We start from the raw sequence: 24,449 nt of genomic DNA, 5'->3' as shown, positions 1-24,449 counted from the left end.
CGCATGCCGGAGATCCCCGCGATCCGTCGCGTCACCGAGTCCATCGAGCACGCGAGCGTGCTCGACAAGGCCGTCGACATCGACCGCAAGGTCGTCGACGCCCTCGTCCGCCCCCGAGGCCTGCGGAAGCTGCTGCACGGCGTCCCCTTCGGGCACCCGCTGCACCCGCTGATGGTGCAGGTCCCGCTCGGCGCATGGATCTCCGCCGCCGTGCTCGACCTGCTCGGCGGGAAGGGCAACGCGAAGGCGGCGAAGACGCTGGTCGGCGTCGGGCTGGTCTCCTCGGGCAGTGCGACGGCCGCCGGGTACGCCGACTGGTCCGAGCTCGACCGCGAGCAGCTCCGGACCGGATGGGTGCACCAGGCGGTGAACTGGGTCGGCATCTCGCTGTACGGGCTGTCCTGGCTGCAGCGGAAGCACGGCAACCACGGCGCCGGCAAGCTGCTCGGGTTCGCCGGACTCGCGGTCATCGGCGTCGGCGGCTACCTCGGAGGGCACCTGGCGTACCGGCAGCGAGCCGGGGTCAGCCGGTCCGGCGAGGTCCCGTTCGACGTCTGACGCCGTCCGCGTAACGCCAGCGAAACAGTCGGTTCGCGAAGCTCGGCGCATGGACCAGCTCACGATCGACACCGTCCCGTTCTCCTTCGTCCCCGGCGTCCGCTGCGTCGAGTTCGTGGTCCGGATCGATGAACAGGCCGGTGCCGTGCATGTCGATCCAGCCAACGCTTAGGAACATCACGTGCAATATACGAGTGCGCGTACTGGTGGTGGATGACGAGGTCCCGCTCGCGGACCTCGTCGCGAAGGGACTGACCCGGCAGGACATGGCGGTGGACGTCACCTACCGCGGCGACCACGCTGACGAGCTCCTCTCGGTGAACGACTACGACGTCGTCGTGCTCGACCGTGACATCCCCGGGATGCACGGCGACGAGGTCGCACGTCGACTCGCAGCACGGGGGAGCCTCACGCGGATCCTCATGCTCACCGCGGCCACTGCCCTGGCCGACCGGGTCAACGGACTCGAACTCGGGGCAGACGACTACCTCGCGAAGCCCTTCGAGTACCCCGAGCTCGTCGCACGGGTCCGCGCCCTCGGACGGCGCACCGTCGCTCCGGTCGCGCCGGTGCTGTCGCGGGTCGGGCTCGTCGTCGACACGAACCGCCGCATGGTCACCCGGGACGGTCGGCTGCTCGACCTCACCTCGAAGGAGCTCGGGGTCCTCGAGACCCTGCTGCGCGCGGACGGTCGCATCGTCTCGGCCGAGGAGCTGCTCGAGAAGGTCTGGGACATGAACATCGACCCGTTCACCGCGGCGGTCCGGGTGACGATGTCGAAGCTCCGCAAGAAGCTCGGCGAACCGGACCCGATCAGGACGGTGCCGGGCAGGGGCTACGCCCTGTGAGACGCATGTGGAGCATCCGTGCCCGCACCGCCCTCGTCTTCGCGCTCGCCGCCATGGCCCTTGCGACCGGGGTCGTGGTGTTCACGAACGTGATGTCCCTCGCGGGAGTGGGCGCCGTCTCCACCGTGGCGGTGGAGCGCGAGGAATCCGAAGGGTCCGGACCCACGACGTCGGCGACGGAAGGCACGACCGCCGCGACCGTGGTGAGCGTCGTGGCCGTTCGGCAGTGGCGATGGTCCGCGGTCGGGGTCACCGGCGCGGGCGTCCTCGCCGGTGGGCTCGGGTGGCTCGTCAGCCGGCGGATGCTCCGCCCCATCGACAGGATCACGGCGACCGCGAACCGGATCACCGCGTCGAACCTGCACGAGCGCATCGACCTCGGTGGTCCGGACGACGAGCTCCGGCGCCTCTCGCGGACGGTCGACGATCTCCTCGACCGCATGGAGACCGCGTTCGAGAGCCAGCGGCGTTTCGTCGCCCAGGCCTCGCACGAACTCCGGACCCCGCTCGCCGTTCAGCGAGCGGCGGTGCAGATCGGACTGCACGAGCATGCCGGCCCCGAGGAGCTGTGGGCCACGCGCGAGGAGCTCCTGGCACAGAACCGCCGAACGGAGCACCTCGTCGAGTCGCTGCTGGTCCTCGCGGAGGCGGACCGCGGACTGACCGACGCCGGATCGGCGATCGACCTCCGAGCGCTCGCCGACGAGGTGACCACCGCCCTCGCTGAGACCGGCCGGGAGCACGAGGTGACGCTGACCCACACCGCGCGATCCGAGCCTCCCGTCCGGTGTGTCACCGGTGAGCCGACGCTCGTCCGCCAGCTCCTCACCAATCTCGTCGGCAACGCCGTCGAGTACAACGAGCCCGGCGGGTTCGTCCTGGTCGTCACCGACGACCGCGGGTTCATGGTCGAGAACTCCGGGCCGGCAGTGCCCCGCGAGATCGCGCCGCTGCTGGTCGAACCGTTCCGTCGCTGCCCGAGTCGAGTCGGTTCGGGCCGGCACAGCGGCCTCGGCCTCTCGATCGTCGCCTCGATCGCGCAGGCGCACGGGTGGCAACTCGCGATCGCCGCTCGCGACGACGGCGGGCTGCGCGTGCGGGTCGACGTTTCGCCGCTGTAACGCGGCGGGTACACGGGCCGAAACAGCCTCTCCGGTGTGCTGGTCACATGAAGCACACACCATGGAGCCACCGCACCGCACTGGTCGCGGCCGCACTCGTCATCTGCACCCTGCCCTTCACCGTCGCGGCGTGCTCGACGTCCACCGGGACCGACACCGTCGCCGACGCGAGCGCCGGCATCGGGGCCAAGTGGGGCTCCTGCATGCGCGACGCCGGGTTCGACGTCAAGGACCCGAGTGACGCCGCGGCCGAGTCCGGCATGATGCAGGCGCCGTCCGGCGCCGACGGCGACGAGTTCACGGAGGCCGGTGCCACGTGCAGGAAGCAGGCCGGAATCGCCGGGCACAGCAAGGCGGACATGCAGAAGTGGGAGCGCGAGTCCGCCGAGGTCGCCAGCTGCCTCCGCGAGAACGGCTACGCGGACTTCCCCGAGCAGAAGCCGGGCGTGATCGACCTGAACGGCTACGCCCGCGCTCAGGAGCCGGCGTTCCAGGAGGTCATGCAGGAGTGCACGGACGAGTTCGCACCCGACACCCAGACCCAGGACCTCGGCTGATGCCGGAACCACGCAAGGAGATCACCATGCAGAAGACCACGAAACTCACCACCATCGTCGCCGCGGCATTGCTGCTTCCCGGACTCCTCGCGGCGTGCTCGAGCGGATCGCCGACGAGCGACGAGACGTCCCCCGGTGCGAAGAGTGCGAACGCAGCGGAGTGCATGCGGGGCAAAGGCTACGACATGGCGGACCCGGACACGTCGAAAGGCGTGGACATGCAGGTTCCCGAGGGCGTCGACAAAGACCAGTGGGTGCAGGATCTCGGAGCCTGCCTCGGCGCCGAGAGCGGCGCCGAGAGCGGCGCGGGGCAGGCAGGGGAGGCCAAGGAGGCGCCCGGCACGGAGAAGCAGATGCGCAAGATGGCAGAGTGCATCCGCGACAACGGGTTCGAAGACTACCCGGACGACCCTGCCGCGATGGCGAAGTTCACGCCCGATGACGAATCGACGTTCGACGACGTCGCCCACAAGTGCGGCACCGAGGCGTTCGGCGACGGTGGAGTGGCGGAACAGCGGTGAACACCAGGACGCGGAAGCGCGCCACCGTCGCCGGCGTCTGCCTCGTCGCGGTGATCGCGGCCGGGACGGGGACGTGGGCGATCGTCGATCTGCCGTCGAGTCCTCCTGCCGCCGCTGACGACGGGACGAAGGAGCGCCGCCCCACCACCCCGGTCGTCAAGGGCGACCTGACGGACTCGAAGGTCTTCGCCGGAACGCTCGGCTACGGTGCCCCGGTCGGTGTTCCGGGAGCGGCGGCCGGGACGCTCACCTGGCTGCCGAAGCCGGGCACCGTCATCCACCGCGACGAGACCCTCTACGCGGTCGACGAGCGCGCAGTGCGCAGCATGCACGGCACGGTCCCGCTCTGGCGGGAACTGCAGCGTGGGAGGAAGGGCACCGACGTGCGGCAGCTCAACGACAACCTGGCAGCACTCGGCTACGACGTCGCTCAGGACGACACGTTCGGTCCCCGGACGCAGCGCGCCGTGCGGCAGTGGCAGAAGGACCGTGGCCAGAAGGTGACCGGGGTGCTCACCGCGAACGACGTCGTGTTCGTCGACGGCGACGTCCGCGTCGCGTCCGTCACCGGGAAACTCGGTCAGCCGGCGGGCGGCGACGTGGTCACGGTCACGAGCACGAAGCGCATCGTGACCGCGACGGTCTCCCAGCGTGACGCCGAACGGCTCGCGGTCGGGACGAAGGTCGACGTGCGGATCAACGGGACCGGCGACCCGATGACCGGGGAGGTCACGGACGTCCAGCCGAGTGCCGGGGAGGACTCCGGCTCGAAGGTGGACGTCCAGGTGTCGTTCGAGCCGGGCGACCGGCAGCTCCCGGCGGCAGCGTCGGCGCAGATCGACGCGAAGGGAACCACCGAACGCGACGTGCTCTCGGTGCCGGTCTCGGCCCTGGTCGCCCGGGGCGACGGGCGGTACGCCGTCGACGTGGTCCGGAAGGACGGCACGAGCGATCGGGTCGCCGTCGACCCGGGGTTCATCGCCGACGGTCGGGTCGCGATCACCGGCGAGATCGCCGAAGGCGACCGCGTCGTGGTGCCGGGATGACCGGCGCAGCGGTCCTCGCGCTCCGGGAAGTCACCAAGACCTACGGGGACGTCGGCGCCCTCCGCGGCGTCTCACTCGACGTCGCCGCCGGCGAGCTCGTGGCGGTCGTCGGGCCCTCGGGATCCGGGAAGTCGACGATGCTCAACATCGTCGGCACCCTGGACCGCCCGACCTCGGGCACGGTGACGATCGCCGGCAACGACGTCGCGACGATGTCCGACGACGCGCTCTCGCTCCTCCGCGCGGACCACATCGGGTTCGTGTTCCAGCACTTCCACCTGCAGGCCGGCGCGACCGCGGCGGAGAACGTCGCCGACGGGCTCCTGTACACCGCGACCGGGCGGCAGGAGCGCCATCGACGTGCGGTCGATGCGCTCGGCACGGTCGGACTCGCACACCGTGTGGACCACCGCCCGAACCAGCTCTCCGGCGGTGAGAAGCAGCGGGTGGCGATCGCGAGGGCGCTCGTCGGGGATCCGACGATCCTCCTCGCGGACGAACCCACCGGAGCGCTCGACACGGCGTCCGGGACCGCGATCCTCGAGTTGCTCCGCGCGCTGAACGCTGCCGGCACGACGGTGCTGGTGATCACCCACGACCTCGAGCTCGCCGCCTCCCTCCCGCGCCAGGTCCGGATGCGCGACGGCCGGGTGGAACAGGACTCCGGACCGGACGCCGACGGCGCTCCGGCCGACGCGGCGGCCCTCGCGACCGCGATCCGGGGCGGACGATGAGCCGCCGGTCCGGAGTCAGCGGCGCGGACCTCCTCCGGCTCGGGGTCTTCGGCCTCCGGACCCGCCCTGGACGCGTCGTGCTCTCCGCCCTCGGCATCGCGATCGGCATCGCGGCGATGATCGCGGTGGTCGGCATCTCGTCCTCGAGCAAGGCCAAGCTCGACCAGGTCCTCGACGCGCTCGGCACCAACGTGCTCACCGCGACCCAGGCCCAGGGGTTCGGCGAGGTCCCGCCCCTTCCTCCGTCGGCACTCGAGTCCGCCCTGCGGCAGGACGAGGTGCAGTCGGCAGCGGCCGTCGGCACGGTCGAGGACACCGCCGTCTACCGGAACCCCTTCATCCCCGCTTCCGAGACGAAGGGCATCGGAGTCTCGGCCGCGTGGGGCGACGTCCCGGAGGTGCTCGGTGGAGCCGTGGCGTCCGGCAGGTGGATCGACTCGTCCGCGGACGCGCCGGCGCAGGTCGTCCTCGGTGCCGATGCCGCGGCGGCGCTCGGGATCGACCGGGTGCGCGACGACACCCGCGTGTGGATCGGCGGCCGGTGGGTGCAGGTCGTCGGCATCCTCGAGCGGCTCGAACTCGCGGACGACCTCGACAACCAGGTGTTCGTCCCGCGTTCCCTCGCGTCGGACCTCGGGTTCGACGGGTCGCCGACCGCGGTCTACACGCGGGTCGACCCTGAACGGGTCGCGCAGGCCCGCGACGTCCTCGCCGGAGCCATCCGGTCCGACGCGCCGCAGGACGTCGGAGTCACACGGCCGTCCGACGCGCTCGCCGCGAAGAACGCGACGGACGACTCGTTCACGGGGCTGCTGGTGGGCATCGGCGGTGTCGCGCTGCTGGTCGGCGGGATCGGGGTCGCGAACACGATGGTGATCACGGTGCTCGAGCGGCGCGCCGAGGTCGGTGTCCGGCGAGCGCTGGGTGCCCGACGACGCAACATCCGGGACCAGTTCCTCGTCGAGTCGCTGCTGCTCTCGTTCCTCGGCGGTGTCGCCGGGGTGGTGATCGGTGTCGGGGTGACGATGGTCTTCGCGATCGGCCAGGGGTGGCCGGTGACGATCCCCGCCTGGGCGGTCGCGGGCGGACTCGGCGCGACGGTCGTCATCGGTGGGGTGTCCGGGTTGTACCCGGCGGCGCGCGCAGCGCGCATCCCGCCGACCAGCGCGCTGGCTGCGGTCTAGGGACCACGGCTCTGGATCCGGACGGGAGGCCCGGTGCCGGTCTGCGGGACCGGCACCGGGCCTCCCGTCGGTGCGTCCGGTGCCGCGGTTCAGCCGGCCAGTACCGCGTCCGCGACCAGGTCCGCCATGCCTGCGTGGCCACGCAGGGTCGGGTGGACGAGGGTGTCGGTGTCGTCGGCGGAGCGCAGGCCCTCGATCCAGCGCGATGCCGGGTCCGCGCAGACGTCGTTGCCGGTGCTCGCCGCCGTGGGGTCGACGTGGGTGATGCCGTGCGCGATGCTCTGCGCGGCGATGCCGAGGTTCAGGCGGTCTTCGGCGAGCTTGAAGAACGGCAGGTCGGACCGGGTCACGAAGGAGAACTGCGTCGGTTCCTTCCACGTGCACGTCGACGGGTCCGCAGGCGCCAGCTGCGGGTACCCGACGGTGACGATGCGGGCGTTCGGTGCGGCGTCGTGGACGGCTTCGAGCATGGTGCCGTACTCGGTGAGGACCTGCTGCATCCGCTGTTCCAGCTCGTCCCCGAGTCGACCGCCGGCGACGTCCGCGCCGTACGAGGTCGTGCACGGGGTGCCGGGCTTCTCGGAGACGGCGATGCCGAGCGCGAGGCACTTCGTGAGGACCGGGCCGAAGCCGAACGAGTTCCCGCCGAGACCGATCGTCACGACCTCGGTCCGGTCCGACAGCGCTTCGATCTGCGGTGCAACGGGATCGGTGCCCGCGGGTGGGACCTGGCTCTCCCAGACGTTCTTCGTCTCGGCGCCGACGCACGAGACGTTGCGGAGGACGAGGTCCGGCCGGGCCGCGGCGTGCGCGACCACCGGGTACGCGCCGTTCGTGCGGAGGCACCCGTCGCGCGGCTCGAGCTGGTCGCCGGCGAAGTAGCCAGCGGTGTAGGAGTCACCGAGGACGGCCCATTCGCCGTCCGGTGCGTCCGCGGCGGCGGCCCCGGGCACGGCGCCCACGGCGATGAGCGCTGCGGTCGTGGTGGTGAGGGCGAGCAGGATCTTGCGCATCACGTCTCCTTCTCCCCGTCGCGTCGGTGCGACGAGTGGTTGTGAGCATGCAATACCCAGAACATCAGTATGTCAACGCGCTATGGACGAAGCGGGATGGCGGTCGTCAGGGGTCGGTGATGATGCCTGGTCATGACCAGTTCGTCAAGAGATGTTCCCGATCCGTTCGGCATCCGTGATCCCCCGGAAACACGCGGATCGAATGTCTCCACAGGGACCGATCCAACGGTTGACAAGGGGCGCTCGAAGGTCTTCTATTGCGAATACGCAACGTCCTTTCATAAAGGTCGGACCAAGGGAGTCAACGTGACACGCATGCGATTCGCCGCACTCGGTGCGCTCGGCCTGGCAGCCGCGCTCGCCCTCACCGGGTGCTCCGCCGGAAGCAACGCCGCTTCCGACAGCGGGACGAAGTCCATCGGCACACCCGATGGCAAGGGCAAGACCATCACCGTCTGGATGATGAACGGCGACCTCAGCGACAAGGTGCTCAGCGCCGCCGAGCAGCAGTTCACGAAGGCCACCGGCGCGAAGGTGAAGGTGCAGCTCCAGCAGTGGGACGGCATCACCACGAAGCTGACCACGGCACTCGCGCAGAAGGACGCCCCGGACGTGGTGGACCTCGGCAACACGCAGGTCCCCGTGTACGCGGCGACCGGCGGGCTGATGGACCTCACGCCGTACGAGAAGGAACTCAAGGGCGGTCAGACCTGGCTCTCCGGGCTCGAGGGACCGGCCACCGTCGACAGCAAGCTCTACGGTGCGCCGCTGTTCGCCGGCAACCGCGCCGTCGTCTACAACAAGAAGGTGTGGGCGGACGCCGGTGTCACCACGGCGCCGACCACCTACGAAGAACTCACCGCGGACCTCGACAAGGTCAAGGCGAAGAACACGGCGAGCGACTTCTCCGCGTTCTACATGCCCGGCCAGTACTGGTACGGCGGACTGCAGTGGGTGTGGGACGCCGGCGGCCAGATCGCGACGGAGAAGGGCGGCAAGTGGACCGGCACGCTCGACTCCGCGGACGCCGTGAAGGGCCTCACCGCCTGGAAGGACTTCCAGAACGCGTACTCGGCGAAGTCGACGCAGGACATCAACACCGACAAGCCGTCGCAGAGCGACGTCTTCGCCCAGGGGAACACCTCGGCGTTCCTCGGATCCGCGTGGGAGATCGGCTCGGTCACCACGGCCAAGCCGGAGCTCAAGGACCAGATCGGCACCTTCCCGATGCCGTCCGCATCGGGCAGCGGCACGCAGCCGGTGTTCCTCGGCGGCTCGGACCTCGGCATCCCGGCGAAGGCGGCGAACCAGGGCCTCGCGCTGTACTACCTGAAGATCCTGACCTCGAAGAAGTTCCAGCAGGACCAGGTGTTCGGCGTGGACGGCTGGGAGCCGAACTCGACCCAGCTGCTGAAGTCCGTCGCCGGTGACGTCGACGAGCTGCACAAGCCGTACTTCGAGGCCGCATCGACCAGCCGTCCGACCCCGGCGACCCCGGGCTGGGCGACCATCGAGGGCGACGCGAGCTTCCAGTCGATGTTCGCGGACGTCGCGACGGGCCGGAAGTCGCCGAAGGAGTCCGCCACGGACTTCTCGAAGCACCTCACCTCGGCGCTCAACGCGAGTCTGTAGTCGATGACGTCCACCGCTGACACGGCGACCGGTTCGGCTGCGGCCGGGCCGGTCGCCGGCGCGGGGCAGCCACCCGTGGCCGGCCGGGTCCCCGGACCCGGCCGCCCCGGGCGGTCCGGACGACCGCCCCGCCCGCGTCGACGTCCCGTCGGAGCATCGCGTGCACCGCTCGTGCTGCTCGCCCCGGCCGCCGTCATCCTGCTCGCGCTCGTCGTCTACCCGCTCGTCCGGCTCGTCGTCATCTCGTTCCAGGAGTACGGCCTCCGGGCGATCTTCACCGGGCAGGCCGGGTTCGCGGGGTTCACGAACTACACGAACGTCCTGACCGACGCCAGCTTCTGGCCGGTCATCCTGCGCACGATCGTCGTCACCGCGTCGATGGTGCTCGGCACCCTGGTGATCGGCATGGCCGTGTCGCAGCTGCTCACGCGGCTCGGCGTCGTGATGCGCACCGTCGTCAGTGTCGTGCTCGTGCTCGCCTGGGCGATGCCGAACGTCGCGTCCAGCCTGGTCTGGCAGTGGCTGTTCCAGCCGTTCTACGGCGTGCTGAACTGGCTGATCACCTCGGTGCGGGTGTTCGGCGACCACACGCAGGACAACTGGGCGTCGCACCCGGGGCAGGCGTACACGATCGTGCTGACGCTGGTGATCTGGCAGGCGGTGCCCTTCGTCGCACTGACGCTCTACGCGGCGCAGTCGCAGATCGCGCCCGAGTACTACGAGGCCGGGGCGCTCGACGGGGCCTCCACGTGGGCGATGTACCGGTCGATCACGCTGCCGGCCCTCGCCCCGACGCTCCTCCTCGTGACGATCCTCTCGGTGATCTGGGACTTCAACGTCTTCAACCAGATCTGGCTCCTCACCAGGGGCGGCCCCGAGGACGCCACCCTGACGCTCGGCATCTGGACCTTCGTCAAGTCGTTCGTCTCGAACGCCTACGGGCAGGGTGCGGCGATCGCGGTCATCTCGACGGCGATCCTCGGCGTGCTCACCAGCTACTACATCCGCCGGCTCATCCGGAGCGGGGAGGAAGACCTGTGACGACTCCGACTGTGCGGACCCCGGCACCGGCACCGGCTCCGGTGCGTGCTCGCAAGCGCAAGCCGCGCGTGCTCGCCAACACCCTGGCGGTGCTGTTCTGCCTGGTGTGGGTGTTCCCGATCTACTGGATGGTGAACACCGCGTTCAAGCCCGCGGACGAGGTCACCACGATGACCCCGATCTGGTTCCCGCTGCACCCGACGATCGAGAACTTCACCCGGGCGCTCACGCAGAACGACTTCCTGGTCTACCTGCGGAACTCCGCGATCGTCGTCGTGGCCGCCGTGGTGCTGTCGATCGTCGTCGGGTTCCTTGCGTCGGCCGCACTCTCGCGGTTCCGGTTCAGGGGCCGACGGGCGATCCTCGTCGCGATCCTGTTCGTGCAGATGATCCCGTCGGGTGCGCTGCTCATCCCGCTGTTCCTGTCGTTCCAGTCGCTCGGGCTGCTGAACAGCTACATCGGGTTGATCCTGGCGTACGTCGCGAGTGTCCTGCCGTTCTCCATCTGGGTGATGCGCGGGTTCTTCGTCGCGGTGCCGATCGAGATCGAGGACGCGGCGAAGACCGACGGGGCGGGGACCTTCCGCATCCTGTGGAGCGTGCTGTTCCCGCTCGTGATGCCGGGGGTGATCGCCACGAGCGTCTTCGCGTTCATCGCCGCGTGGAACGACTACCTCACCGCGTACGTGATGCTCAAGGACCAGGGGATGTACACGCTGCCGGTGTGGCTCGCCGGGTTCTCGACGAACAAGGGGACCGACTTCGGCGGGCTGATGGCGGCGAGTGTGCTGTTCAGTCTGCCGGTGGTCGTCTTCTTCCTGATCGTCCAGCGCCGCCTGGTGTCCGGCATGACCGCCGGCGCCGTCAAGGGCTAGCCCCCCCCGCCCACTCCCGCCGAGATCGCACTTGGTGTCGCCTGCCTTCGGGGAGGACCGACACGAAGTGCGATCTCGGCGTCTTCGGTTGTGTTGGTTCCGGGGCGAAACGGTTGCGATTGTGTGGGATCGCGGCGTATCGTTCTCGAAACCAACGGGAACGAAGGAGTTCGGGCATGTACGCAACGGAGCGCCACGACGCCATCGCCGCACAGCTGCACAGCGCCGGTCGGGTCTCCGTCGCCGACCTCGCCGAGCACTTCGACGTCACCACCGAGACCGTCCGCCGTGACCTCGACCAGCTCGAGTCCGCCGGGGTCCTCCGCCGGGTGCACGGGGGAGCGGTCCCCGTCGGTCGCTCCAGCGTCGTCGAGCTCAGCGTCGCCGAGCGCGAGGGACAGCACGGCACCGCCAAGTCCGCGATCGCCCGAGCCGCGATGCGCCTGGTGCCGCCGACCTTCACCGGGTCGATCGCCCTCGACGCCGGCACCACCTGCGCCGCCGTGGCCACCGAGCTCGCCGCGTGGGAGCCCGCGGAGCCGGGCGCGACGATCACCGTCGTCACGAACTCCGTCCCGATCGCCGCGACGCTGCAGCACAGCGCGCACGTCGAACTGCACCTGCTCGGCGGACGCGTCCGCGGGGTCACGAGCGCCGCGGTCGGCACCGCCACCGTCGAGCAGATCGGCGCGCTCCGCCCGGACATCGCCTTCATCGGGACGAACGGTCTCTCCGCCGGCTTCGGCCTGAGCACCCCGGACGAGTACGAGGCCGCGGTCAAGGGCGCGTACGTCCTCGCCGCTCGCCGCAGCGTGGTGCTCGCGGACGCCGCCAAGCACGGCGTCGAGGCCCTGATGCGCTTCGCCCGGCTCGACGAGGTCGACACGATCGTCACCGACCAGGAGCCACCGGCCGACCTCGCCGAGGCGCTCGCCGAAGCCGACGTCGAGGTGGTCGTCGCATGAGCGGGCGCATCGTCACCGTCACCCCGAACCCGTCCCTCGACCGCACCATCGAGCTCGCCGGCGAACTGCAGCGCGGCTCGGTCCAGCGCGCCACCCGGTCCACGGCGGAGCCCGGTGGCAAGGGCGTCAACGTCTCACGCGTCGTCGTCGCCAGCGGCGGGGACACCGTCGCGGTCCTGCCCGGGGACGAACTCGACCCGGTGCTGCTCGGCCTCGCGGCTCGTGGCATCCCGACCGCCGCGCTGCCGATCGGCGCCCCGCTCCGCTCGAACGTCACCGTGACCGAGCCGACCGGCACCACCACGAAGCTCAACGAACCGGGCCCGTCGCTCGCCGGACGCCTGGAGGACCTCGCCGCCCTCGTCGCCGACACCGCCGACGTCACGCCCACCGGGCCGCGCGCCCGATGGGTCGTCCTCGCCGGCTCCTTGCCGCCGGGCCTGCCGGACGATGCGCTCGCCGTCCTGGTCCGGGCCGTCCGTGCCCGTCACGGCGCGGACGTGCGGATCGCGGTCGACTCCTCTGGCGTGCCCTTCACGGCGCTGCTGCAGTCCGGAGCGCACCTCGATCTGGTGAAGCCGAACGCCGAGGAGCTCGCCGAGATCGTCGGCGGGGACCCGGACGAGTACGAGCGCGACCACGAACTCGCGGCGGCGGCGGCCGAACGGCTCCGTGACCGCGGCGTCGAGACCGTCCTGCTCACCCTCGGCAGCGCCGGCGCGATCCTGATCGGCCCCGAGGGGTCGTTCTTCGCCGCCGCACCGCGCATCACGGCCCGGTCGACGGTCGGCGCGGGGGACTCCTCCCTCGCCGGCTACCTGCTCGCCGAGGTCGCCGGACGCTCACCCGAGGAACGGCTCGCACAGGCCGTCGCCACCGGAGCCGCCGCGGCCGCACTGCCGGGCAGCGACGTCCCGGCCCTCGACCACACCGACCCGGACGCGGTCACCGTCGTCCGCCTCACCACCGACGAACCCGTCACCGCCACGACCCCCACACCTGAACCCACTGCGTCACTGCAAAGGAGCACACCATGACCGCTGAGCGCACCACGAGTCCGGGACTCATCAGCGTCCCCCTCGTCGGCCTCGACGAGGACCTCGGCGCCACGTCCGCCGACGTGATCCGCGTCCTCGCCGACCGCGTCGCCGCCAGCGGCCGCGCCGCATCGGGCGAGACCCTCGCCGCCGACGCCATCAAGCGCGAGGCGTCGGTCGGCACCGGCGTCCCCGGTGGCATCGCCATCCCGCACGCCCGCTCGGCATCCGTCACGGAGCCCACGCTGGCGATGTCGCGGCTGGCCCGGAAGGTGCCGTTCGGCGCCCCGGACGGCGACGCCGACCTCGTCTTCATGATCGCCGTGCCCGAAGGCGCGGACAAGGACCACCTCACGGTCCTCTCCACCCTCGCCCGTGCGCTCATCCGCGACGACTTCACCGCCGCGCTCCGTGCCGCGACCACCCAGCAGGAGATCGTCGACCTGGTCGACCGCGAGGTGACCGGCGAGGTCGCCGACGCCGGTGTGACGGGCGCACCCCGAGCCTCCACCGCGGTGCCCGGACCGGCGGACCCCGCCGCGGACGGCGGACGCAAGGTCATCGTCGGCGTGACCGCCTGCCCGACCGGCATCGCCCACACCTACATGGCGGCCGACGCGCTCGTCGCCGCCGCCCAGCGGGCCGGCGCCGAGATGCACGTCGAGACGCAGGGGTCCTCGCAGGTCGAACCCCTCGACCCCGCGCTCATCGCCCGCGCCGACGCCGTGGTCTTCGCGGTGGACGTCGACGTCCGCGACCGCTCCCGCTTCGCCGGCAAGCCGCTCGTGTCCGGCCCGGTCAAGCGCGGCGTCGACGAACCCGACGCGATGATCGCCGAGGCGCTCCGAGCCGCCGACGACCCGCACGCCGCCCGCGTCTCCGGCACCGTCGGCGACGCGTCCAGCAGCACCGCCAAGGACGAGCACTTCGGCCAGTCGCTCAAGCGCTGGCTGCTCACCGGCGTCAGCTACATGATCCCCTTCGTCGCCGGCGGTGGCCTGCTCATCGCGCTCGGCTTCCTGCTCGCCGGGTACGGCATCGCGCTCCCGCACGGTGACTCCGGCCAGAACAACGCCGTCTACACGCTGACCAACTACACGCTGCTGCACCTGCCGCCCCAGGGTCTGGCGTACTACCTCGGTGCCGCCGCGTTCCAGATCGGCGGCGTCTCCCTCGGCTTCCTGGTCGCGGCGCTCGCCGGGTACATCGCCTATGCGATGGCCGACCGTCCAGGTATCGCACCGGGCTTCGTCGCCGGGTCGATCGCCGTCTTCATGAACGCCGGGTTCCTCGGCGGTCTGGTCGGTGGCCTCATCGCCGGTGCCGCCGCGTACTGGATCGGTCGCATCCCGGTCTGGCGCTGGCTGCGGGGCCTGATGCCCGTCGTGATCATCCCGCTGTTCGCGTCGATCATCGCGTCCGGGCTGCTGCTGCTCGTCCTCGGCGGACCCATCGCCTGGGTGATGACCGAGCTCACCGCGTGGCTGAACTCGCTGTCCGGCGCGTCGGCAGTCCTCCTCGGCATCATCCTCGGCCTGATGATGGCGTTCGACCTCGGCGGACCCGTGAACAAGGTGGCGTACGCGTTCGCCGTCGCCGGGCTCGGAGCCGGGACCGCGACGAACGTGGTGCCGTTCGAGATCATGGCGGCCGTGATGGCTGCGGGCATGGTCCCGCCGCTGGCCCTGGCGCTCGCATCGACCCTGCTCTACCGCAAGGGGTTCACCAAGCCCGAGCGCGAGAACGGCAAGGCCGCGTGGCTGCTCGGCGCGTCCTTCATCTCCGAGGGGGCGATCCCCTTCGCCGCCGCCGACCCGCTCCGCGTGATCCCGGCATCGATGGTCGGGGCCGCGGTCACGGGTGCGATCTCGATGGCGGCCGGCGTGACCTCGCGGGCGCCGCACGGAGGGATCTTCGTGTTCTTCGCGATCGGGGACGTCGGGATGTTCATCGTCGCGATCCTGTCCGGCACCGTGGTCTCCGCGCTGGTGCTCGTCGGGCTGAAGAAGTGGGTGCGCCGCGCGCCGGCCGCCGATGCGGCTCGGGCGGAGGAGGCGGCACTCGCCGGCGACGCCGTCGACCAGCGCACGCCGGTGGCCGCATAGCGCGATCGCGGCTGGGGGCGCGTCGGGGCGCCGCTGCTTCGTCGAGACGCCGCCGTGTGCGCGAGACGCCGCCGGAATCGGCGGCGTCTCGCACCGCGTGCGGCGTCTCGCACCGCGTGCGGCGCCGCGAGTCGGACGCGACCATGCCACGGACGGGAGGCCCGGTGCCAGCTGGCACCGGGCCTCCCGTCCGTGGTCTGGCTTGGCCGGGCACCGCCGGGTCACCGAGACGCCGCCTTGTGCTCGAGACGCCGCCGGAGTCGGCGGCGTCTCGTGCACAGAGCGGCGTCTCGCGGACCGGGCCGCGTCTCGCTGACCGAGCGGCGTCTCGCGGACAGAGCGGTGTCTCGCGCGGCAGGCGGCCGGCGCCGTGTCAGGCAGCCAGCAGGACCGGCGCGACGTTCGCGCGCGGCGCGGCGTCGAGGGCCGAGGGTGCGAGCGGGGGCACGGAGGCGTGCGAGATCTTCGGGTGCACCGGCCGCCGCTCCGTCTCGCCGCGGCCGATGAGGTCCTCGTGCAGCTTCTCGCCCGGCCGGAGCCCCGAGAACACGATGTCGGAGGACCCGCCCAGCGCGGACACCATCCGGCGCGCGATGTCGAGGATCCGCACCGGCTGCCCCATGTCGAGCACCAGGACTTCGCCCGGTTGCGCGACCGCCGCCGCCTGGATCACGAGGTGGCACGCTTCGGGGATGGACATGAAGTACCGGGTGGCGTCGGGGTGCGTGACGGTCACCGGCCGGCCCGCGCGGATCAGGTCCGCGAAGAGCGGCACCATCGACCCGCGACTGCCGAGGACGTTGCCGAACCGGACGGACACGTACGCGCGGCCCGTCTCCGCCGCGGTCCAGGCGGTGAGACGTTCCGCCATCCGCTTGGTGGATCCGAGGACGCTCGTCGGGTTCGCCGCCTTGTCCGTGGAGATGTTCACGAGCGTCCCGACGCCCGCTCCGGCCGCGGCGGCGAGGACGTTGCGGGTGCCGAGGACGTTCGTCTTCCAGCCTTCGTCCGGGTACTGCTCGAGCATCGGGAGGTGCTTCAGCGCCGCGGCGTGGAACACCACGTCGGGGCGCCGATCGAGCATGATGTCCCGGATCGTCGTCGCGTCCCGGATGTCGGCGAGGACGACGTCCCTGGTGTCGAGGAGGCCGTGCCCCGCGACCGACACCTGCACGTGCTGCAGGGCGGTCTCGTCGCGGTCCAGCATGATGATCTCCGCCGGCTCGAAGCGCATGAGCTGCCGGCACAGCTCGCTGCCGATCGAGCCCCCGGCCCCGGTGACGAGCACCGACTGCCCGCGGACGAAGTCGACCGCGAGTTCGAGTTCGTCGTGCCGCGGCCGGTCCCCGAGGAGCGCTTCGATGTCGACGCCGTCGAGGCCGGGGCTGCTGGGGATGGGCATGCCTGCGACCCTACGACATTGATACATCAGATGTCGAGGGCGTCACTCCGCGATGTTGGCCGTCACCGCGTCGATGTAGGCCGCACGTTCCTCCCGCGAGTGCGGACGGCCCGGCACGCCCGGACGCTCCTGCCACGGGAACGGCCCGGTCTCGTGGCGGTACTCGATGCCCATGGCCTCGAGCCGCGCGAGGTGCTCGGCCAGTCGCCCGGAGAAGTCCGCCAGGTCGCGCGGGCCGGTGACGTCCGCGGACCAGAGGGCCTCGGACAGTGCCGCGACGCGCGGGAACAGCTGGTAGTCGAGCTTCCGGACGGAGTCGACGTGCTCGCACCACATGTTGCCCTGGCCGCCGATGACGTGCGCCCGCTCGGCGTCCGTCAGGCCGGCCGGGACCGGGTCGAACCGGAACACGTCGTCCACGGTGAGGACGATCGACACCGGGATCGGCTCGTTCGGCAGGTCGCTCTGCCGGTAGTCGAGGTACACCTGGTCGTCCGGGGAGGAGATCACGTCGTGCCCGCGCTTGGCCGCGGTGGTGGCGCCACGGAGCCCGCGCCAGGAGACGACGGTGGCGGACTCGGAGAGGGTCCCGCCCTCGAGGATCTCGTCCCAGCCGAACGCACGGCGGCCCTGTGACTCGATGTGCGCCGCGAGCTGGCCGATGATCCAGGCCTGGAGCTGTTCCTCGTCGGCGAGGCCGAGCTCGCGCATGCGCTCCTGCGTGCGGGCGTCGCCCTCCCACTGCACCTTCGGGCACTCGTCGCCGCCGACGCCGATGTACGCGGACGGGAAGAGGGTGATGACCTCGTCGAGGACGTCCTTGAAGAAGTCGATCGTGGCGTCCTCGGCGTTCAGGACGTCGTCGGCGATGCCCCACTCCGTCCAGACCTCCACGGGCTGGTCCGGGGTGACGCCGAGTTCCGGGTACGCGGCCAGCGCGGCGCGGACGTGCCCCGGGCTCTCGATCTCCGGCACGACCGTGACGAACCGGTCCGCGGCGTAGGCCACGATCTCCCGGATGTCGTCCTGCGTGTAGTAGCCGCCGTGCGGACGGCCGTCGAAGGCCTGCGGGCGGAGCACCCCGTCGGCGTCGGCGACGTGGGCGCCGACCTGGGACTCGCGTCGCCACGACCCGATCTCGGTGAGGCGCGGGTGCTTCCGGATCTCGATCCGCCAGCCCTGGTCGTCGGTGAGGTGGAAGTGCATCGTGTTGATGCGGTGCGCGGCGAGCTGGTCGATCACGCGGAGGACCTCGGCCTTGGTCCGGAAGTGCCGGACCACGTCGAGCATCACCCCGCGCCACGCGAACGCCGGGGCGTCCGCGATCTCCTGGACGGGCACGGTCCACGGACCCGCGTCGACACGGCCCTTCCGGTACACGTCCGCCGGTAGGAGCTGGAGGAGCGCCTGGACGCCGTAGAAGACCCCGGCGGCGCCCCCGCCGACGATCTCGATGCCGTCGGTCGTGACGGTGAGCCGGAACGACTCCTCGACGGACCCGGCGGGGCCGGCCAGCAGGTCGTCGACACCGACGCGCAGCGCGATGGTGTCGGGCCCTGCGGTCTCGGCGTCGCGCACGGGCAGTCCGGTCGATCCGCGCAGTGTCTGCTGCAGGTACAGTCGGACCGAATCGCTCGCGTCGTCTGCGGCGATGCGGGTCGTCGGGGTGATCTCGAACGAGCCGACACCGGGTGTCGACAGGCGCGGGCGGGGGATGAGCATGTCGGCGTCCACCATTCCTCAATGATCTTTCGTAATGTGGAGGCTATGGCTGTGAGCGAGACCCTGTCAACGATCCCGAGCGGGGTCGTGGGAAGCTCGCCCGGCACGCTCAGGCTGATCAACTCCCGCGCGATCCTCGACGAGCTGTTCCGCGGCGACGGCTCGTCCGCCACCGAGACCTTCACCGTCACCGAGCTGAGCCGACTCGTCGGGCTGTCCCGGCCCACCGTCGAGGCGTCGCTGGCGGACCTCGTCGCGGAGGGCTGGGTGCGGGAGGCGGACGCGATCGCGACGCCGAACAAGGCCGGTCGCCGGGCGAAGCGGTTCCGTGCGGACGCGGCCGCTGGATCCGTCCTCGGGGTGGACCTCGGGCTGCACGGCATCGTCGGCGTGCTCGCCGACCTCCGTGGCGAGCAGATCGCCCGCGTCGACGAGGTCTACCCGAACCTGGCATCGGCAGATCAGGCATGGGCGAGCGTGCAGGACGTCGTGACACGCCTCACCTCGACGCCCGGGGCCGGCGGGCTCCTCGCCGCGACCTTCGGCGTCCCGGCCGTGGTCGACCGGGACGGCTCGATCGACTACACGATCGCGGTGCCGCAGTGGGTCGAGGGCCGCATGCCCGGCCGCATCCAGGACCTCTTCCCGACGGCGACGACCTTCTTCGACAACGACGCCAAGCTCGCCGCCACCGCGGAGACGATGTGGGGATCGTTCCGTGGGGTCCGGGACGCGCTCTACCTCGTGATGGGCCGCCAGATCGGCGCCGCGTACCTGATCGACGGCGCGCTCGCCCGCGGAGCCCGCGGCGCGGCCGGCGAGGTGGGCGGCCTGGCATCGACGGGCTGGCCCGGCGCACCCGCCCGACTGGAGGCACGGATCCCGTCCGGCGCGGACCTCGAGTCCGTCATGGTGTCGGCCGGGCAGGGCGACGCGGCCGCCGCGGACGTGGTCCGGGCGCTCGCTGCCGACGTCGCGACCGGCGTCGCGCAGCTCGTGGCGACGATCGACCCGGAGGTCGTGGTGGTCGGGGGAGAGGTGACCCCGGCGGCCGAGGTGTTCTGCGCGGCGCTCGCCGAGGCGGTCGGACCCCAGCTGCGCCACCCGGTCGCGATCGTGCCGTCCACGCTCGGACGGGATGCCGTCGCGCGGGGAGCGCTGGCGCGGTCGCTGACCCACGTGCGCGCGACGCACATGGGCCTCGGCGGCTGATCCCCAGGCCGCTCTGCGCGACCTGTCAGGACGTTCAGGGACCATGGCGGCATGACGACTGCCCTCGCCGCCGCCACGTCCGTCGCGTCGTCCTCCTCATCCGACGCGGAGATGGGCGGGCTGTCGGGGATGGTCCTCCGGCTCATCGACGCACTCGGCGAGTGGGGCGTCGCGCTGATGCTCTTCGTCGAGACGGTGTTCCCACCGATCCCGTCCGAGGTGATCCTGCCGCTCGCGGGCTTCCTCGCCGGTGCGGGACGCATGAACCTCGTCCTCGTGCTGGTCCTCGCGACCCTCGGCTCGTACGTCGGGGCGCTCGTGCTCTACTGGCTCGGCCGGGTCATCGGCTCCGAGCGGACCGTTCGGTGGCTCGGCAAGCTGCCGCTCGTCGACGAGGACGACTTCCGGAAGGCGGCCGGCTGGTTCCACCGGCACGGACGCAGCGCGGTGCTCTTCGGGCGCCTCGTGCCGATCGTCCGGAGCCTGATCTCCCTGCCCGCCGGCGCCGACCGGATGAACCTCGTGTCGTTCTCGGTGTTCACGATCATCGGGTCCGGGGTGTGGAACAGCCTGCTCGTCCTCGGCGGAGCGGCCCTCGGCACCCAGTACGAGAAGATCGAGGGCTACACCGAGTGGATCGACCGCGGGATGTACGCGGCGATCGCCGGCGTCGTGATCGTCTTCGTGGTGCGGCGCGTCCGTCGCTCGCGGGCGGAGAAGGCCGACCGCCGGCGGTCCGGCGTCACGCCTTCGTGAGCGCCGACTCCTTGTGCGCGGCCCGCTTACCGGACTTCTCCGACTCGACGATCCAGTACGGGTCGTCGTCGGTCGGCTTGAACGTCTGACCGTCGAACTCGAAGTCGCTCGTGCGCTTCTGCACGAGCTTGCCGGTCGTCTTCCCCTGCGAGGTGTTCCAGTGCACCTCGTCGCCCTTCGTCAGCGCCATGAGTCATCCTCTCCGGGTGATGTGGGCAGAGCCTAAACCCCGATACATCCGCATGAACACAGGGATGTACCCCTGGTCACGAAGGCATAACACCCGCGCTTTCAGCCTCGCGAACGCGTACCGTACTGGATGAGCCACCACGCGAGCAACCATCGCCTCCTCCTGGCTCCCGACGGAACGACACGCACGATGACCCTGGTCGACAACCAACGGACCGAGACGGTGCTCTCCGGTCGGTACCGGCTGTCCCGGCTCATCGGCACCGGGGGGATGGGCTCGGTCTACGAAGCCCGCGACGAGCACACCTACCGGCTCGTCGCCGTGAAGCTCTTCGCGACACCGCAGGCCATGACGACGGCCGACCGGGTGCGCCAGGAACGCGAGATCCGGCTGCTCAGCATGCTCTCGCACCCCGGCCTGATCCCGCTCTACGACGCCGGCACGCACGAGTTCTCCGACGGACCGCACCGGTACATCGTGATGGAGCTCATCGCCGACACGACACTGCTCCGCCGCCTGGCCGAGGGGGCTCTCCACAACTACGAGGCCGCTGACCTCGGCGCGCAGCTCGCCGACGCGCTCGCGTACGTGCACTCCCGCGGGATCGTGCACCGGGACGTGAAGCCGGCGAACATCCTGATCAGCGACCACGGGTCCTCCGGGTTCGCCCGCACCGTGAAGCTGACGGACTTCGGGGTCGCGCACTTCGTCGACGGCTCCCGGCTCACCAACGACGGCACGATCATCGGCACCGCCGCCTACCTCAGCCCCGAGCAGGTCGCCGGGGAGCCGATCAGCTACGCGACCGACGTCTACTCCCTCGGTCTGGTCCTGCTCGAGGCGCTGACGGGCAAGCAGGAGTACTCCGGCACGCTCGTCGAAGCAGCGCTCGCCCGACTCCGCCGGAGCCCGGAGATCCCGGACGCCGTCGGCCCGGACTGGCGGGACCTGCTCCTCCGGATGACCGACCGCGACCCGGCACGACGACCCACCGCGGTGACCGTCGCCCGTGCGCTCCGCGGGGGATCCACCCAGGTCACCGGCCCGGTCCCGCTCGGCCCGCAGCGGGTCGCGCACAAGCGCGACCACCGCATGCACCGGGCGGCGCATCGGCACGCCAAGCGCGGCACGTTCGTGGCCGTCCGGCGGTGGCGGCGACGGAACATCCTCACCGGGTCGTTCGCCGCGGCAGGCGTGCTGCTCGCCTGTACCCTCAGCTACGTCGCCGGCACCCTGCACTGATCGCGCCGAGCGAACCCGACCGCCGGTCCCGTCGGGCAGGATGGAACGCATGAGCACCGACCAGCGCTGGATCAAGATCTGCGGACTCTCGACGCCGGAGACCGTCGACGCCGCCATCGACGCGGGCGCCGACGCGGTCGGGTTCGTCTTCGCCGCGGGGAGCCCCCGGACCGTGACGGCCGACCTCGCGAAGGAACTCGTCGAGCGGGTCCCGGACGGCATCGACGCGGTCGGGGTGTTCCGCGACCAGGAGATCGACGAGATCGTCGGCATCGCCTCCGCGGTGGGGCTCACCACGCTCCAGCTGCACGGCGGCGAGTCGGCGACCGACTTCGCCCGCGCCCGTGACGCCGGGTTCTTCACGATCCGTGCCGTCGCCGCCGAGGACTACCTCCGCGAGACCCCGGAGCAGCGCGGGTCCTACGACCACGACCTGCTGCTCCTCGACGCCGCCGTCCCCGGCAGCGGCCGACTGATCGACCCGTCCGTCATCGCCGACGGCATCGACGAAGCCTGGATCCTCGCGGGCGGGCTCACCCCGGCCAACGTCGTCGCTGCAGTCGAGAGCCTCGACCCGGACGGGGTCGACGTGTCGAGCGGTGTCGAGTCCGAGCGCGGCGTCAAGGACGCCGCGAAGATCCGGGCGTTCGTGGAAGCGGTCCGCAGCATCGGCTGACGGAGCCGCACCGGGCCTCCCGGCGGGGTGCGAACCGGCCGTCAGGCGGACGTGCGCCCGAGCGTCGGGATGAGCTCCGTGAGGAACGCGTCGGTGTCCTCCCAGCCCTCGACCGCGTGGCAGGGGACGCCGAGGGCCTTCACCGGGTAGTCGTTGCCCTCGGGGTCGAGCCGGTCGCCGACGAAGAGCATGTCGTCGAGCGCGATGCCGGTCAGCTCCGCGAGACGCTGCATGCCGTACGCCTTGTCGATGCCCTTGCGGGTGATGTCGACGCTCGTCGAGCCGCCGGAGCGCACCTCGAGGTCGGGGAGCTCTGCCTGGGCGCGACGACGGAGGTCGTCCTTCTTCGCACCCGTCGGGTCCCACGCCTTCTTGACGTCGACCGGCGCCGCCTGGCCGAGCGCGGAGAACGTGATCTGCGAGCCGCGGTCCTCGAGGATCGCGCCCCAGGTCTCCGACTCCCAGTAGCCGGCGTCCTTCGCCTGCGCCTCGACGACGGCGAGGGCGCGGGCCTTCTGGTCGTCGGTGAGGTCCTCGGCGTACTGCAGTGCCCAGTCGTCGCCCGCCCAGCGGTAGTAGCGCGTGCCGCAGGTCGGCAGCAGGTGCAGGTCGTCGAGGGTGAGCCCCTCGCGGTGCCGGAGCGGCGTGACGAGCTGCGTCTCGAACTGCTCGAAGTTGCCGCCGGAGATGACCGCGACCGGGACGACCTCGAGCAGGGCGGCGAAGGTCTCGAGCATGCGGGGGTCGAGCGAGGACTTCGACGGGGCGAGCGTGTCGTCCAGATCGAAGGCGACGAGGCGAGGTGCGGTCATGTCCCCGATTCTGTCAGGCGGCTGCTCGGAGACTCCAACCAGCCGCATGGCTTCACGCGATGTGTGCGGGAACCCGGTCGCGTGCGTACGTGATGTCGGTGTAGCCGTGCGGCGCGGGGTTGCCGTCGGCGTCGAGGTTCACGAACACGACCTCGTCGATCGTCAGGATGCTCCGGTGCGTGAAGAGGTTGCGCGCCTCGGCACGCATCGTCAGGGACGTGCGGCCGAAGCGCGTCGCGACGAGGCCGATCTCGACGATGTCGCCCTGCTTCGCGGAGGAGACGAACTCGATCTCCGACATGTACTTCGTGACGACCTTGCCGTTGCCGAGCTGGATGATCGCGTAGACGGCGGCTTCCTCGTCGATCCAGCGGAGGAGGCTGCCACCGAACAGGGTGCCGTTGGCGTTGAGGTCCTCGGGGCGCACCCACTTGCGGGTGTAGAAGTTCATCTCGGGTTCGTCGTGCTGCTCCATGTCACGACATTCTACGCGAGCTACTCCTTGACGAGCACGACCTCGTCGAGGGGGATGCGGGTGCGCGGTGCGACCTCGCGCTCGGCGGCCTTCTCGTCGAGCTGCGACGGGTCGGCGACCGTGCCGATGGCGGTCACCGTGAAGGGGACGAAACGCTCCGGTAGACCGAACGCGGCGGCGAGGCCGGCGGCGTCGATGCCCGCCATCTGGTGCACGTGGAGGCCCTCGGCGTGCGCCTGGACGGTCAGCGCGGCGATCGCCTGGCCGAGGTCGTACTCGGCGAAGCGGCGGACGTCGCCCTCCTCGGACTGCGTCTCGAGGACACCGACGACGAGTGCGCTCGCGCGGAAGGCCCAGCCGGCGTTGAAGCCGATGAGGTTCTCGTTGATCTTGCGGAAGGTCTCGGTGCCACGGCGGCCGGCGATGAAGCGGCGCGGCTGGAAGTTGTTCGCGGACGCGGCCCAGCGAGCCGCTTCGAGGACGGCGTCGAGCTGGTCGTCGGAGACCGTCGCGGTCTCGTCGTAGGAGCGCGGGCTCCAGCGCTCCTCGAGCAGGGGGACGAGGGGCTGGCTCGAGTCGGTCGAACGGGTGAGCGTCGTGGCGTTGGTCATGATGCCGTCAACGCTATTCGATGCGTACGCATTTCCGTCCTGAACGACGTCACATGTCGCCGACGTTGCGGCACGCCCGCCGCGCCGGCTCGCGCGTCTGTCAGGATGGACCCG

General features: G+C 71.0%; 25 protein-coding genes and 1 pseudogene. 19 read left to right on the top strand and 7 right to left on the bottom strand.

What is annotated here, in order from left to right; translation table 11 throughout:
• Positions 1 to 3 precede the first annotated feature (3 nt).
• From EDF27_RS00625 to EDF27_RS00590, 9 genes are read left to right on the top strand one after another with little or no spacing between them, the layout of a single operon-like run.
• Entirely contained in the window at positions 4 to 558 is a 555-nt protein-coding gene (locus EDF27_RS00625; RefSeq protein ID WP_165931289.1) for a DUF2231 domain-containing protein, read from the top strand.
• Positions 559 to 607: 49 nt separating this feature from the next.
• The gene (locus tag EDF27_RS20185) at positions 608 to 730 is read left to right on the top strand and encodes a hypothetical protein (RefSeq protein WP_260233355.1); all 123 of its coding nucleotides are present in this window, start codon (positions 608 to 610) and stop codon (positions 728 to 730) included.
• Between the two features lie 22 nt (positions 731 to 752).
• On the top strand, positions 753 to 1,406 hold the full coding sequence (locus tag EDF27_RS00620; protein ID WP_123654538.1) for a response regulator transcription factor: 654 nt from the start codon (positions 753 to 755) through the stop codon (positions 1,404 to 1,406).
• Between the two features lie 5 nt (positions 1,407 to 1,411).
• Positions 1,412 to 2,527 carry a HAMP domain-containing sensor histidine kinase gene (locus tag EDF27_RS00615; protein WP_132046758.1) on the top strand — a complete coding sequence of 372 codons (1,116 nt, stop codon included), beginning with the start codon at positions 1,412 to 1,414 and terminating at the stop codon, positions 2,525 to 2,527.
• A 47-nt stretch (positions 2,528 to 2,574) separates the two neighbouring features.
• A complete protein-coding gene (locus EDF27_RS00610; protein WP_123654534.1) occupies positions 2,575 to 3,084 on the top strand; it encodes a hypothetical protein in 510 nt (169 codons plus the stop codon).
• Positions 3,085 to 3,110: 26 nt separating this feature from the next.
• A complete protein-coding gene (locus EDF27_RS00605) occupies positions 3,111 to 3,605 on the top strand; it encodes a hypothetical protein (protein ID WP_123654532.1) in 495 nt (164 codons plus the stop codon).
• On the top strand, positions 3,602 to 4,651 hold the full coding sequence (locus tag EDF27_RS00600) for a peptidoglycan-binding protein (RefSeq protein ID WP_123654530.1): 1,050 nt from the start codon (positions 3,602 to 3,604) through the stop codon (positions 4,649 to 4,651). Before EDF27_RS00605 ends, EDF27_RS00600 begins: the two co-directional genes overlap by 4 nt.
• Positions 4,648 to 5,385: an ABC transporter ATP-binding protein gene (locus EDF27_RS00595; protein ID WP_123654529.1), complete on the top strand. Its 738-nt coding sequence runs from the start codon at positions 4,648 to 4,650 to the stop codon at positions 5,383 to 5,385. The genes EDF27_RS00600 and EDF27_RS00595 overlap by 4 nt, the downstream gene beginning before the upstream one ends.
• Complete coding sequence (locus EDF27_RS00590) at positions 5,382 to 6,569, top strand: ABC transporter permease (RefSeq protein ID WP_132046756.1); 1,188 nt, start codon at positions 5,382 to 5,384, stop codon at positions 6,567 to 6,569. Before EDF27_RS00595 ends, EDF27_RS00590 begins: the two co-directional genes overlap by 4 nt.
• An 89-nt stretch (positions 6,570 to 6,658) precedes the next feature.
• On the opposite strand, the gene EDF27_RS00585 is transcribed toward EDF27_RS00590, so the two are convergent.
• Entirely contained in the window at positions 6,659 to 7,582 is a 924-nt protein-coding gene (locus tag EDF27_RS00585) for an SGNH/GDSL hydrolase family protein (RefSeq protein ID WP_132046754.1), read from the bottom strand.
• A 315-nt stretch (positions 7,583 to 7,897) separates the two neighbouring features.
• Here EDF27_RS00585 and EDF27_RS00580 point away from each other — a divergent pair, with 315 nt between their 5' ends.
• The 6 genes from EDF27_RS00580 to EDF27_RS00555 all read left to right on the top strand — a co-directional run bounded on the left by EDF27_RS00580 (position 7,898) and on the right by EDF27_RS00555 (position 15,237).
• Positions 7,898 to 9,214, top strand: a complete 1,317-nt coding sequence (locus EDF27_RS00580) for a sugar ABC transporter substrate-binding protein (protein WP_132047745.1) — start codon at positions 7,898 to 7,900, stop codon at positions 9,212 to 9,214.
• A 3-nt stretch (positions 9,215 to 9,217) separates the two neighbouring features.
• Positions 9,218 to 10,255 carry a sugar ABC transporter permease gene (locus tag EDF27_RS00575; RefSeq protein ID WP_123701336.1) on the top strand — a complete coding sequence of 346 codons (1,038 nt, stop codon included), beginning with the start codon at positions 9,218 to 9,220 and terminating at the stop codon, positions 10,253 to 10,255.
• The gene (locus tag EDF27_RS00570) at positions 10,252 to 11,130 is read left to right on the top strand and encodes a carbohydrate ABC transporter permease (protein WP_207909541.1); all 879 of its coding nucleotides are present in this window, start codon (positions 10,252 to 10,254) and stop codon (positions 11,128 to 11,130) included. Before EDF27_RS00575 ends, EDF27_RS00570 begins: the two co-directional genes overlap by 4 nt.
• 176 nt (positions 11,131 to 11,306) lie before the next feature.
• Positions 11,307 to 12,095: a DeoR/GlpR family DNA-binding transcription regulator gene (locus tag EDF27_RS00565; protein ID WP_123654519.1), complete on the top strand. Its 789-nt coding sequence runs from the start codon at positions 11,307 to 11,309 to the stop codon at positions 12,093 to 12,095.
• Positions 12,092 to 13,132, top strand: a complete 1,041-nt coding sequence (locus EDF27_RS00560) for a hexose kinase (protein ID WP_123654517.1) — start codon at positions 12,092 to 12,094, stop codon at positions 13,130 to 13,132. The genes EDF27_RS00565 and EDF27_RS00560 overlap by 4 nt, the downstream gene beginning before the upstream one ends.
• A complete protein-coding gene (locus EDF27_RS00555; RefSeq protein ID WP_123701338.1) occupies positions 13,129 to 15,237 on the top strand; it encodes a fructose-specific PTS transporter subunit EIIC in 2,109 nt (702 codons plus the stop codon). Before EDF27_RS00560 ends, EDF27_RS00555 begins: the two co-directional genes overlap by 4 nt.
• Positions 15,238 to 15,610: 373 nt before the next feature.
• On the opposite strand, the pseudogene EDF27_RS00550 reads toward EDF27_RS00555, so the two are convergent.
• Positions 15,611 to 16,543: pseudogene (locus tag EDF27_RS00550) on the bottom strand (UDP-N-acetylglucosamine 4,6-dehydratase family protein); the annotation flags it as partial.
• A gap of 138 nt (positions 16,544 to 16,681) precedes the next feature.
• The gene (locus EDF27_RS00545; protein ID WP_132046752.1) at positions 16,682 to 18,376 is read right to left on the bottom strand and encodes a beta-N-acetylhexosaminidase; all 1,695 of its coding nucleotides are present in this window, start codon (positions 18,374 to 18,376) and stop codon (positions 16,682 to 16,684) included.
• A 36-nt stretch (positions 18,377 to 18,412) separates the two neighbouring features.
• Between EDF27_RS00545 and EDF27_RS00540 the strand changes: the two genes are divergently transcribed.
• Both EDF27_RS00540 and EDF27_RS00535 read left to right on the top strand, forming a co-directional pair.
• Positions 18,413 to 19,573 (top strand): ROK family protein, encoded by a 1,161-nt coding sequence (locus tag EDF27_RS00540; RefSeq protein ID WP_165931288.1) that lies wholly within the window; start codon positions 18,413 to 18,415, stop codon positions 19,571 to 19,573.
• A gap of 51 nt (positions 19,574 to 19,624) precedes the next feature.
• A complete protein-coding gene (locus tag EDF27_RS00535; RefSeq protein WP_132046750.1) occupies positions 19,625 to 20,329 on the top strand; it encodes a DedA family protein in 705 nt (234 codons plus the stop codon).
• Here the strand turns inward: EDF27_RS00535 and EDF27_RS00530 are convergent.
• Positions 20,316 to 20,519: a DUF2945 domain-containing protein gene (locus EDF27_RS00530; protein ID WP_123654508.1), complete on the bottom strand. Its 204-nt coding sequence runs from the start codon at positions 20,517 to 20,519 to the stop codon at positions 20,316 to 20,318. The genes EDF27_RS00535 and EDF27_RS00530 overlap by 14 nt on opposite strands.
• 189 nt (positions 20,520 to 20,708) lie before the next feature.
• Between EDF27_RS00530 and EDF27_RS00525 the strand changes: the two genes are divergently transcribed.
• On the top strand, positions 20,709 to 21,761 hold the full coding sequence (locus tag EDF27_RS00525; RefSeq protein WP_165931287.1) for a serine/threonine-protein kinase: 1,053 nt from the start codon (positions 20,709 to 20,711) through the stop codon (positions 21,759 to 21,761).
• A 49-nt stretch (positions 21,762 to 21,810) separates the two neighbouring features.
• Positions 21,811 to 22,437 (top strand): phosphoribosylanthranilate isomerase, encoded by a 627-nt coding sequence (locus EDF27_RS00520; RefSeq protein WP_123654505.1) that lies wholly within the window; start codon positions 21,811 to 21,813, stop codon positions 22,435 to 22,437.
• Between the two features lie 41 nt (positions 22,438 to 22,478).
• On the opposite strand, the gene EDF27_RS00515 is transcribed toward EDF27_RS00520, so the two are convergent.
• Genes EDF27_RS00515 through EDF27_RS00505 form a run of 3 tightly spaced genes read right to left on the bottom strand, consistent with a single transcriptional unit; the run spans position 22,479 to position 24,335 of the window.
• A complete protein-coding gene (locus EDF27_RS00515) occupies positions 22,479 to 23,249 on the bottom strand; it encodes an HAD-IIB family hydrolase (protein ID WP_123654503.1) in 771 nt (256 codons plus the stop codon).
• A gap of 52 nt (positions 23,250 to 23,301) precedes the next feature.
• The gene (locus tag EDF27_RS00510) at positions 23,302 to 23,724 is read right to left on the bottom strand and encodes a hotdog domain-containing protein (RefSeq protein ID WP_123654501.1); all 423 of its coding nucleotides are present in this window, start codon (positions 23,722 to 23,724) and stop codon (positions 23,302 to 23,304) included.
• A gap of 20 nt (positions 23,725 to 23,744) precedes the next feature.
• Positions 23,745 to 24,335, bottom strand: a complete 591-nt coding sequence (locus EDF27_RS00505; protein ID WP_123654498.1) for a nitroreductase family protein — start codon at positions 24,333 to 24,335, stop codon at positions 23,745 to 23,747.
• Between the last annotated feature and the right edge of the window lie 114 nt (positions 24,336 to 24,449).

The sequence above is a fragment of the Curtobacterium sp. PhB136 genome (assembly GCF_004346855.1).
In the GTDB taxonomy this organism is placed as follows: Bacteria; Actinomycetota; Actinomycetes; order Actinomycetales; family Microbacteriaceae; genus Curtobacterium.
The sequence above is the reverse complement of the archived record's forward strand: the minus strand, read 5'-3'. Positions and strand labels throughout refer to the sequence as shown.

Bases quoted from the DNA above. Each gene is read 5' to 3' on its own strand.
- EDF27_RS00580 (WP_132047745.1), top strand. From the start codon at position 7,898: ATGCGATTCGCCGCACTCGGTGCGCTCGGCCTGGCAGCCGCGCTCGCC.
- EDF27_RS00565 (WP_123654519.1), top strand. From the start codon at position 11,307: ATGTACGCAACGGAGCGCCACGACGCCATCGCCGCACAGCTGCACAGC.
- EDF27_RS00560 (WP_123654517.1), top strand. From the start codon at position 12,092: ATGAGCGGGCGCATCGTCACCGTCACCCCGAACCCGTCCCTCGACCGC.
- EDF27_RS00545 (WP_132046752.1), bottom strand. From the start codon at position 18,376: ATGGTGGACGCCGACATGCTCATCCCCCGCCCGCGCCTGTCGACACCC.
- EDF27_RS00555 (WP_123701338.1), top strand. From the start codon at position 13,129: ATGACCGCTGAGCGCACCACGAGTCCGGGACTCATCAGCGTCCCCCTC.
- EDF27_RS00505 (WP_123654498.1), bottom strand. From the start codon at position 24,335: ATGACCAACGCCACGACGCTCACCCGTTCGACCGACTCGAGCCAGCCC.
- EDF27_RS00510 (WP_123654501.1), bottom strand. From the start codon at position 23,724: ATGGAGCAGCACGACGAACCCGAGATGAACTTCTACACCCGCAAGTGG.
- EDF27_RS00610 (WP_123654534.1), top strand. From the start codon at position 2,575: ATGAAGCACACACCATGGAGCCACCGCACCGCACTGGTCGCGGCCGCA.
- EDF27_RS00595 (WP_123654529.1), top strand. From the start codon at position 4,648: ATGACCGGCGCAGCGGTCCTCGCGCTCCGGGAAGTCACCAAGACCTAC.
- EDF27_RS00520 (WP_123654505.1), top strand. From the start codon at position 21,811: ATGAGCACCGACCAGCGCTGGATCAAGATCTGCGGACTCTCGACGCCG.
- EDF27_RS00625 (WP_165931289.1), top strand. From the start codon at position 4: ATGCCGGAGATCCCCGCGATCCGTCGCGTCACCGAGTCCATCGAGCAC.
- EDF27_RS00585 (WP_132046754.1), bottom strand. From the start codon at position 7,582: ATGCGCAAGATCCTGCTCGCCCTCACCACCACGACCGCAGCGCTCATC.
- EDF27_RS00605 (WP_123654532.1), top strand. From the start codon at position 3,111: ATGCAGAAGACCACGAAACTCACCACCATCGTCGCCGCGGCATTGCTG.
- EDF27_RS00590 (WP_132046756.1), top strand. From the start codon at position 5,382: ATGAGCCGCCGGTCCGGAGTCAGCGGCGCGGACCTCCTCCGGCTCGGG.
- EDF27_RS00615 (WP_132046758.1), top strand. From the start codon at position 1,412: ATGTGGAGCATCCGTGCCCGCACCGCCCTCGTCTTCGCGCTCGCCGCC.
- EDF27_RS20185 (WP_260233355.1), top strand. From the start codon at position 608: ATGGACCAGCTCACGATCGACACCGTCCCGTTCTCCTTCGTCCCCGGC.
- EDF27_RS00525 (WP_165931287.1), top strand. From the start codon at position 20,709: ATGACCCTGGTCGACAACCAACGGACCGAGACGGTGCTCTCCGGTCGG.
- EDF27_RS00515 (WP_123654503.1), bottom strand. From the start codon at position 23,249: ATGACCGCACCTCGCCTCGTCGCCTTCGATCTGGACGACACGCTCGCC.
- EDF27_RS00575 (WP_123701336.1), top strand. From the start codon at position 9,218: ATGACGTCCACCGCTGACACGGCGACCGGTTCGGCTGCGGCCGGGCCG.
- EDF27_RS00535 (WP_132046750.1), top strand. From the start codon at position 19,625: ATGACGACTGCCCTCGCCGCCGCCACGTCCGTCGCGTCGTCCTCCTCA.
- EDF27_RS00530 (WP_123654508.1), bottom strand. From the start codon at position 20,519: ATGGCGCTGACGAAGGGCGACGAGGTGCACTGGAACACCTCGCAGGGG.